Origin of the sequence: Aeromonas sp. R2-2 (genome assembly GCF_040908355.1) — a bacterium.
Lineage (GTDB): Bacteria > Pseudomonadota > Gammaproteobacteria > Enterobacterales > Aeromonadaceae > Aeromonas > Aeromonas veronii.
This window is the reverse complement of sequence record NZ_JBFODQ010000011.1, coordinates 15019-27996: the sequence shown is the minus strand read 5'-3', so window position 1 is coordinate 27996 and position 12978 is coordinate 15019. Positions and strand designations below refer to the sequence as shown.

Genomic DNA, 12978 nt, shown 5'->3' with positions numbered 1-12978 from the left:
TGAGTCGGCGTGGCAACTGCTGGGATAACGCCCCGATGGAACGGTTGTTCAGAAGCCTGAAGTCAGAGTGGCTCCCGGCTATGGGATATATGAGCTTGCGGGAAGCAAAGCGGGATATCAGTTATTACCTGATGGATTACTACAACTGGCGGCGTCCACATCAACACAATGACGGGATGACGCCAGCAAAAGCCGAGGTTCGGCCTAACCAAGTGTCCGGATTTAGTTGACCACTACAACCAAAGGGGGATATTGAGCTGAGGGGGCATCTCGATATCGATTAGTTGTGAAACCGTGACCGGGGCAAGATAGCGGGTAAAGGTTACTGGCAGGGTAGAACGTCGCTTCCAATCCATTGAGACGAGTTAATCAAGGGATGTAATTAGAGAGGTATGCAGACAAGGCAATCCGCATTGCGGTGGCGTAGCAGGGGTATATCAGCGACGCCCTGCAGTGAAATGGTCGGTATGCCGGTATAAGTGCCCGGCATCCCATTCGGGCAATAAAAAAGGCGGGATATCCCGCCTTTGTTCAGATGAGGGTTAACCCCTATTTATTCGCAGGCAACCTGCATCACCTTGATGGCCAGACCGCCACGGGAGGTTTCACGGTACTTGGAGTCCATGTCCTTGCCGGTGATGTACATGGTTTCGATCACCTTGTCCAGGGAGACGCGCGGCTTGGAGGTACGACGCAGGGCCATACGGGAGGCGTTGACTGCCTTCATGGCTGCGATGGCGTTACGCTCGATGCAAGGCACCTGTACCTGACCGGCAACCGGATCACAGGTCAGACCCAGGTTGTGCTCCATGCCGATTTCGGCAGCTTCGCAGACGTGCTCCGGGCTACCGCCCATCAGCTCGGTCAGACCGGCAGCGGCCATGGAGCAGGAGACACCCACTTCACCCTGACAGCCCACTTCGGCGCCGGAGATGGAGGCGTTCATCTTGTAGAGGATGCCGACGGCACCGGCTGCCAGATAGAAACGGGTGTATTCGTCGCGGCCAACCGGCTGGATGAACTTGTCGTAGTAAGCCAGTACGGCCGGGATGATACCAGCAGCGCCGTTGGTCGGGGCAGTGACCACGCGGCCACCGGCAGCGTTCTCTTCACTCACGGCCAGAGCGAACATGTTGACCCAGTCAACGATGTTCATCGGATCGCTCGAAAGGTTCTCGTTGGTGTTGAGCTGACGGTAGAGCGGCGCGGCACGACGGGGTACGCGCAGCGGGCCAGAGAGAACGCCTTCGGTACGGCAGCCGCGCTCGATACCTTCGCGCATGGTGTTCCAGATCTTGCCGAACTTCTTGTAGATTTCTTCCGGAGTGTTGAAGCACTTCTCGTTTTCCATCATCAGGGCAGAGATGGAGAGACCGGTTTGGCTGCAGTGGGCAACCAGCTCGGCGGCGCTCTTGAACGGATAGCGTACGGACATGTCTCCGCTGTCAGCCTTGCCGAAGTTCTCTTCGTCAACGATGAAACCGCCACCGATGGAGTAGTAGGTCTTGCTGTAAACCACTTCATCTTCGATCAGGGCAGTCAGCTTCATGCCGTTTTCGTGCAGCGGCAGGGCTTCGTCGTGGAATACCATGGCGTCACGCGGGAAGCTGACGGTGTGGCAGTGCAGGCCAATCGGCAGGCGCTCGGTCTGCTCAACACGGGAGATAAACTCGGGGATGGCATCGATATCGACATTTTCCGGCAGGTTGCCAGCTAGGCCCATGATGATGGCGGTGTCGGTATGGTGGCCTTTGCCAGTCCAGGAGAGGGAGCCGTAGACATCGACATTGATCCGGGTTACATCGCGGATCTTGCCGCCCGCGCGCAGCTCGTCAACAAACTGTTTGGCCGCTTTCATCGGGCCAACAGTGTGGGAAGAAGAGGGGCCTACACCGATTTTGAAGATATCAAAAACGCTGATCATGTCACTATTACCTCAGGGTAGAAGGGGGCGGCATGCCCACTCACAGAAATTTGGGAGATCCATGGGACGCGCTTGTCAGCGCAGGTCACAGAACCAGATAACCGTAGTGTAACGGCTCCAGACCTAAAAAAAGTTGAAATAGATCTATTTTTGTTGAATCTGAGGCGCGAGTATAAAATTTATTTTTGTGCTTATCCATTTTGTTAAGCGTTTGCCCATAAAAATACCCGGCGATGCCGGGTATTTCGGAACCAAATGGAGTCATTTGCCGTTTTTTAACATTCGGTAATGTTAACGGCGAGGCCGCCACGGGCCGTCTCCTTGTATTTGGTCTTCATGTCGTTGCCGGTCTCCCACATGGTCTTGATCACCTTGTCGAGCGACACCTTGTGCTCGCCGGTGCCGCGCAGGGCGAGGCGGGCGGCATTGATTGCCTTGACCGCCCCCATGGCGTTGCGCTCGATGCAGGGCACCTGCACCAGTCCGCCGATGGGATCGCAGGTGAGGCCGAGATTGTGCTCCATGCCTATTTCGGCGGCGTTCTCCACCATGGCTGGGCTGCCACCCAGCAGTTCGGTCAGTGCACCGGCGGCCATGGAGCAGGCGACTCCCACTTCCCCCTGACAGCCCACTTCGGCCCCAGAGAGGGAGGCGTTCTTCTTATATAAGATGCCGATGGCAGCCGCGGTGAGGAAGTAGCGGATCAGCGTCTCGTCATCCACCTTGTGGACGAAGCGATCGTAGTAGTGCAGCACGGCGGGGATGATGCCCGCAGCGCCATTGGTGGGGGCGGTGACCACCCGGCCACCGGCGGCGTTCTCCTCGTTGACCGCCAGCGCAAAGAGATCGACCCACTCCATCACCATCAGCGGATCCTTGTTGAAGTTGGTCTCGCAGCTTAGCTGGCGGAACAGCCCCGGGGCGCGGCGCCGAACCTTGAGGCCGCCCGGCAGCACCCCTTCGCTTTTGCAGCCTCGCTCGACGCAGCCCTGCATCGCCTGCCAGATCTTGCGCAGCCCCGCTTTTATCTGCTCATCGCTGCGAAATATCCGCTCATTGGCGAGGATCAGCCCCGAGATGGATAGGCCGCTCTCCTGACAGTGGGCCAGCAGTTGGGCGCCGCTGTCGAACGGGTAGGGGACAGGGTGCTCGGCATCGGACTTGGCGGCCTCTTCTTTGGCGGTAGCAAAGTGGCTCTCTTCAATGATGAAGCCGCCCCCGATGGAGTAGTAGGTCTGGCTGAAGCGCAGGTTTTCCTCTTTATCAAAGGCCCGCAGAGTCATGCCGTTGGTGTGGGCCGGCAGGGTTTTTCGGCGGTTGAAGATGATGGCACCGGTGCGGGGAAAATGGCTTGGTTGTTCGCCTGCCAGCGGCAGGTTCTGCTCCTTTTCCACTCGAGCCAGAATGGCGGGAATCGCATCGATATCGACCGATTCCGGTTCAAAGCCCGATAACCCCAGAATGATCGCCTTGCCGGTACCGTGCCCTTTGCCGGTCTGGCCCAGCGAGCCGTAACACTCCACTTCGACCCGCGTGACCTGTGGCAGATGGCCTTGCAGCTTGAGCTGCTGGACGAAGGCGTAAGAGGCACGCATGGGGCCGACGGTATGGGAAGAGGAGGGGCCAATTCCGATGGAAAACAGGTCAAACACGCTGATCATGACATCAATCCGGTGATGGTTTATGTCTGTTTATTCTAGGATTTTTGACGTGGATGGAAAGCGGGGATGTGCGGTGCTGTGACATGGACACAGATAATGGGTCTGGGGATTGCCCAAGAAGGTTGAAGGGGCTGATCCCCTTCAACCGGCCTGATCAGTCGAGAAATTCGCACAGATAGGCAGTGGGGGTTTTCACTTCCAGTTTGAAGGAGGAGTGACCGGCTACCAGGAAGGATTCACCCTGGCTGTAGGTGTGCCACTCATCTTCATCAGCCAGCTGGATGGTGAGGGCGCCCTTGATCACTGTCATCCGTTCGGGGGCGGCGGTGTTGAACAGGTAGTCACCGGCGTTCATCACCCCGACGGTTGATTTCTCGCCTTTTTGTTCGAAACCGATGGATTTTACATTTCCGTCGAAATACTCGTTAACTTTCAGCATCTTTACATCCCTGTGTGTACGTTTGTGCAGCCAAACTAGCACAATCTTTTGCCAGTTGTCATGGGGGATGAGGTAAAAATCGCCGAGACCGCTTTGAATCTTCACTTTTTCGCAAACTTATTAATAGCCAAGGTTAATGATTTGCTGATTTAAAACAGCAATTAAATGTGAGATAACACGCGCAAACAGGGGAATGGGCAGCCGCTCATTCCCCTGTTTGGTTAATTGCACTGGGAAAAGTGTGAATTTTGCTACATAAAGGAACATATTGTGTTAACTAAAGGACTCATTAAAAACATCGGCTTCCAGGTTGTGGTCGCCATGGTACTGGGCGCAGTGGTCGGCGCGTTCATGGGTGAACAAGCCACCGTGTTTGCACCGCTCGGTACCCTGTTTATCCAGCTGATCAAGATGCTGGTGATCCCGTTGGTGGCGGTTGCCATCCTCTCCGGCGCCGCCAATCTGGGCGCCAGCCCGGCGGCGGGCAAGATCGGTGCGGCTACGCTGGCTTTCTTCCTTGTGACCTCCGCGTTGGCCGTGTTGCTGGCACTGGTAATGGGGCAGATCTTCAAACCGGGTGTCGGGGTCGATTTCGCTTCCGTTGCCTCTATGTTTGGTGGTGACTACGCCGATAAAGGGGCGTTGCCGGATGCAGTCGCCACCTTGCTTGGCATGATCCCCACCAACGTCTTCAACTCCCTCAACGAAGCGAACATCCTGCAGATCCTGGTGTTCTGCATGTTCCTCGGCATTGCGCTGGCCAAACAGCCGCGCGAGCGGGCCAAACCGCTGGTCGATGGGCTCAATACTCTGGTGGATGCGTTCGTCTGGATGATCAACAAGGTGATGATCATCGCGCCGCTCGGGGTGTTCGGTCTGATGGCTGAGGCCATCGGTACCTATGGCTTCGACGTGCTGACCCTGGTGCTCAAGCTGTTCGTGGTTTATGTGGCTGCCATCCTCATCTTCGGTTTTGTGGTCTATCCGCTGCTGGTGATGATGTTCTCCAACACGCCGGTGATGAAGTACCTCTCTGCCATGAAGAAGCCGCAGATCGTGGCCTTCTCCACCGCCTCTTCCATGGCGACCCTGCCGGTCAATATGGAGACCTGCGAGCATGATCTGAAAGTGACCAACGCGACCGCCTCCTTCGTGTTGCCGCTGGGTGCCACCATCAACATGAGCGGCAACGCCATCTATTACGGCCTGGTCGCCATCTTCTTCGCGCAGGTTTACAACATCGATCTGAGCGTCGGTGCCTGGGCAGCCATCATTGTGACCTCCACTCTGGGCGCGATCGGTCAGGCCGGTGTGCCGGGCCCAAGCTTCCTGGTGGTTGCAGTGCTGCTGGCGGCCGGGATCCCCATCGAAGGGTTGCCGCTGCTGTTCGCGCTGGATCGACTGTTCGATATGATCCGCACCTCCCTCAATATCACCGGCGATGCGGCCTGTGCTGTCATTGTTGACCGCTTCAGCCCGGAATATGACCCACAGCGTTGGAACAAGGCATAACAGCCCTGAGCTGGGCTAAAACAGCTTTGAGCTAAGCTAAAATAGCCCTGCGCTGAGATATAACAGCTTTGAGCTGAAACTGTGTGACGCGAGCCCCTGCCATGATGGTGGGGGCTTTTTTATATCTGCCGAACGGGCATAAGGGGGCGGGGGGCACAAGAGAGCACTGGGGGAAAAGCAATCGTCGTGGGCGTGGGTAGTGTGGTGACAGGACAACCTGTTGTGGCTGCCGGGGTAGGGCGGTTGCCAAATGGCGGGTAACAAAAAGGGGAGCTTGGCTCCCCTCGGATATGATCTGCTGCTGGTTCAACTCCATCAGGCCAAACAGAGTGTGGTTAAACCATCCTGGCTACACCCTTAATGGCGAAAGAAACAGCGTCAACGTGATGAAATCATATCTATGTTGACCATCTCGGCATTATTACTGAAAAGCGCCAGTTGGTGGCGATTAAACAGACATGACAAAGAGGGTCGGTCCGGATTGATGCCTCTCTATCCGGCTCAGAACTGTGACAGTGAGGGCAGAGAGACAGCAACCAGGGTGAAAAACACCGTGAAAACGGCAGTAACGACAAGCTCTTTCATTTTTCTCTCCCTAAGTTGTTGGTTGATGTAGTCAAGATACCATAATAAGGGGGTAAAGCAAGGATGAAACAAGGGTAAAGTTTGTAAAATGATGGATTTTATCAGTGTATGGGTTGAAGTTGTTGTTTTTTACATGTTGAGCTTATTTTGTCACCCATTGCTACTCACCACCCATGAAAGGTCAATCAGTTATATTTATTGTGTTTAAATTCAATGTCTTATGTGTTTTCTTGTTGGCTTTTGGGTGGGTTTTATATGGGTCTTTAAAAGGGTTTTATAAGTTATCCCTCTCATAATGGCATCATTAAAGTCATTAAAAGCGTGCAAGAACATGGTTTGACGATTCCTGGCGTAGATAGCCCATCCAAAAGAAGTCTATGGAGACAATCTGGTTGCCAGCCCTTGTCGCACCATCACTTTATCAGTCCAGAGTCTCCGCATTTTTACAGCAATACACTGGGTTCATAGGGAGGAGAGCGGTGCATCGGGGGGATACAGAGTGGCAGCTGGCTGTTTTATCACCACCAATTTCCCCGTTGGCCTAGGAGTAGACATGGCCGCAGCAAGAGTGAGGTGCGCAATAGAGCAGAGGCGTATTCTCTGGCTGGGCTGGGCTGGGCTGGGCTGGGCTGGGCGCGAGCAGCGATCTGCGTGGGCGGTGCACCTGCGTGAGTCATGTGATTGCAATACGAGATCAGAGCCGGAGCATGGTTGGGTAAGATATCTGAATCCCTTCTACAAGATTGAGATATAAAAAGCGGCGTATGACGAGGAGGCTGAACAAGCTCGTTTCAGGGGCGACAGAGCACAGGTCAACGCAATCCGGATCGCAGTAATAAAACACATCCACGACGATACCGGAACTCTGTTCGTAGGCTGATGCCGGTTGCTGTGAGGAGGGGAAGGCTAGTGATCAACCAGATGGCGCAAGGGTTGGTAATCAGGCAACCCTGTAGTGAGGGGCACACAGCGTGCCGATGCACCCGCTTTTGTAAGATATTAAAAAACCCTCCGACGGAGGGTTTTTGTCATCAACAGCCGGTTAAAAGCCGCGTGGCTTAGAACAGGGTGGTGGAGAGGTTGTAAAGCTCCTGATCGAACGGACGCTTCATATTCTCGATGCAGTCGATGATGTCGTGGTGTACCAGCTCGTTGCGCTGGATACCGACGCAGCGACCACCGTGACCAGCCAGCAGCTGCTCAACGGCGTAAGCCCCCATACGGCTGGACATGATGCGGTCACGGGCAGTCGGGGCTCCGCCACGCTGGATGTGGCCCAGGATGGTGGCGCGGGTTTCACGACCGGTCAGGGCTTCGATGTCTTTCGCCAGGGCGTTCACGTCGGTAACGTGCTCGCAGATGGTGATGATGGCGTGCTTCTTGCCTTTGGCTTCGCCTTCCTTGATCTGCTTGAGCAGCTTCTCTTTGTCGAAAGCCACTTCCGGTACGATCACATATTCGGCACCACCGGCAACGGCGGCGGACATGGCCAGATCGCCACAGTGGCGGCCCATGATCTCGACCACGGAGATACGGTGGTGGGAGCTGCAGGTATCGCGCAGACGGTCGATGGCGTCAACAACCACGTTCAGGGCGGTATCAAAACCGATGGTGAAGTCGGTACCGGCGATATCGTTGTCGATGGTGCCCGGCAGGCCGATACAGGGGAAACCCTCTTCGGTCAGCTTCTTGGCACCCATGTAGGAGCCGTCACCACCGATGACGACCAGCGCATCGATACCGTGTTTTTTCAGGTTTTCGATCGCTTCGGCGCGCACTGCGGGGTCTTTGAAGGCAGGGAAACGGGCGGAGCCGAGGAAAGTACCACCACGGTTCACCACGTCGGAGACGCTGTGACGCTCCAGCTTGACGATGCGATCCTGGTGCAGGCCGAGGTAGCCATCATAAATACCGTAAACTTCCAGGCCATGATGCAAACCGGCGCGAACCACGGCGCGAATGGCTGCGTTCATACCCGGTGCGTCGCCACCACTGGTCAAAACACCAATACGTTTGATTTGTTTGGTCATGAGTGCCTCTGGATCTGAGTTGTCAAATACGAATGTTTAAATAGACAAGCCACTTTTACTATATCGGCTTTCATATGGGATGCGGGGGCCACCATAGGAAAAGCGATACAAGAGAGGGGACGAGCCCCTCTCTTTGCCGTAATCAGCGATTACTTGGCAGCGCCAGCGATGATCTGGGAAAAGTCGTCCACTTTCAGGGACGCACCACCGACCAGGCCACCGTCGATGTCCGGCTGACCGAACAGATCGGCAGCAGTAGCGCCAGTAACGGAACCGCCGTACAGGATCTGTACTTTGGCAGCAACGGTGGCATCAAAACCGGCCAGGTACTGACGGATGTGAGCGTGAACGGACTGAGCGATCTCCGGAGTGGCAGTCTTGCCAGTACCGATGGCCCATACCGGCTCGTAAGCGATAACGGCGTTGTTGAAGGAGGCGATGCCGCAACGGTCGATAACAGCTTTCAGCTGGGTCTCAACCACGTTCTTGGTCACGCCGGCTTCGAACTGCTCCAGAGTTTCACCGATGCACAGAACCGGGATCAGGCCGCCTTTCTGGATGGCTTCGTACTTGGCTGCAACCACGTCGTCGGTCTCTGCGTGCAGGGTACGACGCTCGCTGTGGCCGACCAGAGAGTAGGTGCAACCAAAGGCTTTCAGCATGGAGGGGGCGTTTTCGCCGGTGAAGGCACCAGACTCGTGAACGTCAGCGTTCTGGGCACCGTAGGCAATCTTGCTGCCAGCGGTCAGTTGCTCAACCAGACCCAAAAAGATAACCGGCGGGCAGACGGCGACTTGTACAGAAGGATGAGCGGCAGCAGCCGGGGTCAGTCCTTTGATCAGAGCTTCTACAGAAGCTTTGGTGCCGTTCAGTTTCCAGTTACCCATTACCAGGTGCTGTCTCATCTTCTTAATCTCCTAGGCATTTGATTGCGCGACATTATATGAATTGAACCGAGCCCAAGATAGCTGACCCGGCGGCAAATGACGTAATTTTTTTTCGCTTTCCTGATCCAAATCAGGAATGAAACGCTTGATCGCTCATTCGTTAACCTGCCCCCGCAAGCGAGCCCACCATACCCCAATCCATTCGTGGATGGCAGCTTCGGAATACATCAGATAACGCCCTTTGGGTAAATAACTGTAGAGGGGCTGGGGTACCTGGCTCTGCTTGGCGGTGTAGTCGGTGGGGGCCGGCACGGCCTTGAGTCCCTGACCCTGATAGAGGGCCATTGCACGCGGCAAATGAGTGGCCGAACTGACCAGCGCCACCTCTTTTCCTTTCAGATGGCGGCTGATACTGACCGCTTCATCATGAGTGTCTTTGTTGTTTTCAAACAACGTCATCCGCGAACGGGGAATGCCGAGGCTCTCGGCCATCCGGGCATTGACCTCGGCATTGGAGAGGGTATCCCCCGATACATAGCCGGAGAAAACCAGCTCGGCGTCGGGATAGGCCTGGGCGAGGCGAACCCCTTCGAGAGTGCGGGCCAGGGCAATATTGTTTTGCCAGGAGCGCTCGGGCACCGCCGGGTCGCTGACATGACCATTGCCGAGCACCACGATGGCCTCGATGTTGGGATGCTGGCTCACCTCGAATGGCGGGAAGGTTTGTTCCAGCCCGCGGGCCAGTTCATAGCTCATCGGTCGCATTCCCATCAGCGCCACAATGAGCAGCGAGAGAGTGGCCAGCAGTTTGCCGGTTTTCTGAAAACGGGTGAACCAGAGCAGCAGCAGGGCGACCAGCAGCAGGGAGAGGGAGAAGGGGAGCGGCATCAACAGCTGACCCAGCCACTTTTTGAGCACAAACACGGCAGACACTTCCTTGAGTTTTCAGCAAATTCGGGATGTGACAGAATACCTCTCTTTTTTGGGATGGCCACAACCCTGTGGCGCTAATGTTGAGTTTCTCCTTGAAGCACGATCAGAGTTTTGACGGGCGCGCCGACAAGTTCGCCCGCAACATTTACGACTCCACCAAGGGGCGCATCCGCACCACCATTGTCTGGAGCGACATCGAAGCCTGCCTGGCCCGCCTTGGCAACCGACCGCTGCGCATCCTCGATGCAGGGGGCGGTTTTGGCTATTTCGCCCAGAAGCTGGCGGCCATGGGCCATCAGGTGGAGCTGTGCGATCTGTCAGCAGAAATGCTGGAACTGGCCCGCAGCCAGATCGCCGAGAAGGGGCTGGAAGACAAAATCCGTCTCATCCATTGCCCCATCCAGGATCTGAAGCAACACGTGACCGGTACCTTTGATCTGGTGCTCTGCCATGCGGTGCTGGAGTGGCTCGCCGAGCCGCGCCAGACCTTGCTGGGTCTGTTCCCTTTCGTCAATGCCGGGGGCATACTGTCGCTGCTTTTCTACAACCGTCATGGTTTGCTGTTCCAGAGCCTGGTGGTGGGCAATTTTGACTATGTGCGCCTTGGCCTTCGCAAGAAGCGTCAGACTGCGCTTACGCCCACCAATCCCCAGCTGCCGGAGCAGGTCTATGACTGGATTGGTCGCGGGGGGCTGCGCATCATCGGCAAGACCGGGGTGCGGGTGATCCACGACTATATGCGTCACAAGCAGGATCAGGTGGAGAAGTTCGACGATCTGCTGGCCATGGAGCAGCAATATTGCCGTCAGGAGCCTTTTGTTTCCCTCGGCCGCTATATCCATGTAATGGCCCAGAAGCCGGCCAGCTGATTGCTCGCTGTTCACGTCGATGTGAACCATGTTTTCGATGCTACCGGATGTAGCCGCGCGCACGATTTTGCGCCCAATACAACAACGAGATGACAACATCATGATGAGTACATCCCGTACCCTGCCAGAGCGTTCTTTGCCGGAGCTAGTAGGGTGGGTCAGGCAGGAGGGGTTGGCGTTGAGCCTGCCAACCGACCGGCTGGCCTTTCTGATTGCAATCAAGACCTTGTCCGAGGATGAGTCGGACCTGTCGGAAGCGGCGCTGCACGACGCTTTTGGCTATGTCAGCAGCGCTTTTGGCCAGATGGACGAGACCCTCACCGGACGTGCCAACAACGCCATCAACGATCTCATTCGCCAGCAGCTGCTGTCACGTTTCAACACCGACATGGTGGCGGGGGAGAGCCTCTACCGCCTGTCGCGCCTGGGTGTGAGCATCGTCGACTTCTTTATGGATCAGCGTCAGGTTGACTCCATCAAGCTCTCCATTCTGCTCGAACACCTGGCTGCCGAGCTCGACACCGCCCGCAAGGCGGCGCTCGAGACCAACACCCGTGAGCAGTGGGATGCCGAGGTGCTGCCGCGCCTCACCTTCTCGCTGGAAGAGACCCTGGGGCGGATCGATCTCACCCAGCGTGCCATGGATGAACAGCAGAATCAGGTCAAAAGCGAGATTGCGGCCCTGCTAACACAGAACTGGGTCGATGCCATTCACAGCTGCGAAAAGCTGCTGCACGAGACCGGCCAGACCCTGCGCGAGCTGCAGGATACCCTGGACGCTGCCGGCCACCGCTTGCAGGCGGGGCTGCTCAACATTCAGGAGGCGGCGCAGGGGCGCGACGATCTGTTCCACGTCGAGGAGCTGACTCACGCCTTGCAAGGGCGGCTCGACGTCATCACCAGCTGGGGTCAGCAGTGCATCGAGCTCTGGTCCCGCTACGACAGACACGTCCACAAATTTATCCGCAACGCCATCGACATGGACAAGAACCGCGCCTTCAGCCAGCGGCTACGCGAGTCTATCCGCAACTTCGAGCAGCACAACTGGCAGTTGCGGGTGGCCGAAGAGCCCCGTCTGCTGGAGCTGCGCGACGAAACCATCGCCATCCACGACGAGGAGGTAACCGGCGAGGTGCCACTCGAGATGGAGTACGTCGAGATGGTGGATATCAACCAGGAGTTGGCCGAGCGCATCGAGCGCTATCTGGCCCGCTACCCCGAGCAGGGGCAACAGCTGGACTTGGCCGATGTGCTGCGGGAATACCTGCTGGACTACCCGGCCCATGCCCACTTCGATGTGGCGCGTCTTCTGATCGACCAGGCCGTGCGCCTGGGCCATGCCAGCGGCGAGCGCGAACTGCATCGCCAACCCGCATGGAAACCCATTAACCAAGCTGGATCCAAGGTTCAGGCCTATGTCATTGATCAATACTGAGTTTCCCTTGCCGCTGCGCCTTGCAGAGGCGATTGCCAACCCCTTGTTTCCGCGCATCGACACCGCCTTGCGCTCCGGTCGCCACATAAGTGCCGACGAGTTCGAGCAGCATTCGGCACTGGTCGAATATCACAGCGAGCTGGAGATCTTCTACGGCCGCTATCAGGTGGAGCTGATCAAGGCGCCGGAAGGCTTCTTCTACCTGCGTCCGCGCCCGAGCTCCGACATCGGCACCACTGTGCTCTCCGAGCTCGATATGCTGGTGGGCAAGGTGCTCTGCTACCTCTACCTGAGTCCGGATCGTCTGGCTTCCGAAGGGGTATTCGCCATGGCCGAGCTGCAGGAGGAGGTGCTGAGCCTCGCCGACGAGAAGCAGCTGCTGCGGATGGTCAACAGCCGCTCCGGCGGTACCGATCTCGACAAGAAGAAGCTGCTCGAAAAGATCCGCACCTCCATGCGCCGTCTGCGCCGCCTTGGCATGATCACCGCCCTTGGCAACGGAGATAAATTCCGGGTCAACGAATCGGTGTTCCGTTTCGCCGCGGATGTGCGCTCCGATGAAGATCCGCGCGCCGTCCAGCTGCGGATGATCCAGGAGGGTGAAGCCATCTTCCACGACGACGAAATGCCGAGCAGCGACTCGCTCTTTGATGACATCGAGGCGGATCTCGATGAAGAACAACTGGATCTGGAGGTATAACCG

Annotated in this window: 11 protein-coding genes; 5 read left to right on the top strand and 6 right to left on the bottom strand. The window is 56.7% G+C overall.

Annotation, left to right across the window (positions count from 1 at the left end):
• A partial coding sequence (locus AB5Z09_RS02060; RefSeq protein ID WP_368194523.1) for an integrase core domain-containing protein occupies nucleotides 1-230 on the top strand: 230 nt, incomplete at its 5' end.
• Between the two features lie 323 nt (nucleotides 231-553).
• Here AB5Z09_RS02060 and AB5Z09_RS02055 read toward each other — a convergent pair.
• The 3 genes from AB5Z09_RS02055 to AB5Z09_RS02045 all read right to left on the bottom strand — a co-directional run bounded on the left by AB5Z09_RS02055 (nucleotide 554) and on the right by AB5Z09_RS02045 (nucleotide 4024).
• The gene (locus AB5Z09_RS02055) at nucleotides 554-1924 is read right to left on the bottom strand and encodes an L-serine ammonia-lyase (protein WP_005336844.1); all 1371 of its coding nucleotides are present in this window, start codon (nucleotides 1922-1924) and stop codon (nucleotides 554-556) included.
• Nucleotides 1925-2199: 275 nt separating this feature from the next.
• Nucleotides 2200-3585: an L-serine ammonia-lyase gene (locus AB5Z09_RS02050; protein ID WP_019445854.1), complete on the bottom strand. Its 1386-nt coding sequence runs from the start codon at nucleotides 3583-3585 to the stop codon at nucleotides 2200-2202.
• Nucleotides 3586-3739: 154 nt separating this feature from the next.
• Nucleotides 3740-4024: a pyrimidine/purine nucleoside phosphorylase gene (locus AB5Z09_RS02045; protein ID WP_005336842.1), complete on the bottom strand. Its 285-nt coding sequence runs from the start codon at nucleotides 4022-4024 to the stop codon at nucleotides 3740-3742.
• Nucleotides 4025-4294: 270 nt separating this feature from the next.
• Here AB5Z09_RS02045 and AB5Z09_RS02040 point away from each other — a divergent pair, with 270 nt between their 5' ends.
• Nucleotides 4295-5536, top strand: a complete 1242-nt coding sequence (locus AB5Z09_RS02040; RefSeq protein WP_005352303.1) for a dicarboxylate/amino acid:cation symporter — start codon at nucleotides 4295-4297, stop codon at nucleotides 5534-5536.
• A 1643-nt stretch (nucleotides 5537-7179) separates the two neighbouring features.
• On the opposite strand, the gene pfkA is transcribed toward AB5Z09_RS02040, so the two are convergent.
• The 3 genes from pfkA to elyC all read right to left on the bottom strand — a co-directional run bounded on the left by pfkA (nucleotide 7180) and on the right by elyC (nucleotide 9962).
• Nucleotides 7180-8151 (bottom strand): 6-phosphofructokinase, encoded by a 972-nt coding sequence (gene pfkA, locus AB5Z09_RS02035; protein WP_005336840.1) that lies wholly within the window; start codon nucleotides 8149-8151, stop codon nucleotides 7180-7182.
• A gap of 149 nt (nucleotides 8152-8300) precedes the next feature.
• Complete coding sequence (gene tpiA, locus AB5Z09_RS02030; RefSeq protein WP_139734732.1) at nucleotides 8301-9056, bottom strand: triose-phosphate isomerase; 756 nt, start codon at nucleotides 9054-9056, stop codon at nucleotides 8301-8303.
• A gap of 135 nt (nucleotides 9057-9191) precedes the next feature.
• On the bottom strand, nucleotides 9192-9962 hold the full coding sequence (gene elyC / locus AB5Z09_RS02025) for an envelope biogenesis factor ElyC (protein ID WP_368194522.1): 771 nt from the start codon (nucleotides 9960-9962) through the stop codon (nucleotides 9192-9194).
• Between the two features lie 101 nt (nucleotides 9963-10063).
• Between elyC and cmoM the strand changes: the two genes are divergently transcribed.
• From cmoM to mukE, 3 genes are all read left to right on the top strand, one after another.
• Complete coding sequence (gene cmoM, locus AB5Z09_RS02020) at nucleotides 10064-10840, top strand: tRNA uridine 5-oxyacetic acid(34) methyltransferase CmoM (protein ID WP_033113262.1); 777 nt, start codon at nucleotides 10064-10066, stop codon at nucleotides 10838-10840.
• A 100-nt stretch (nucleotides 10841-10940) separates the two neighbouring features.
• Entirely contained in the window at nucleotides 10941-12275 is a 1335-nt protein-coding gene (gene mukF / locus AB5Z09_RS02015; RefSeq protein WP_005345760.1) for a chromosome partition protein MukF, read from the top strand.
• A complete protein-coding gene (gene mukE / locus AB5Z09_RS02010; protein ID WP_005345759.1) occupies nucleotides 12256-12975 on the top strand; it encodes a chromosome partition protein MukE in 720 nt (239 codons plus the stop codon). Before mukF ends, mukE begins: the two co-directional genes overlap by 20 nt.
• The last annotated feature ends 3 nt before the right edge of the window (nucleotides 12976-12978 follow it).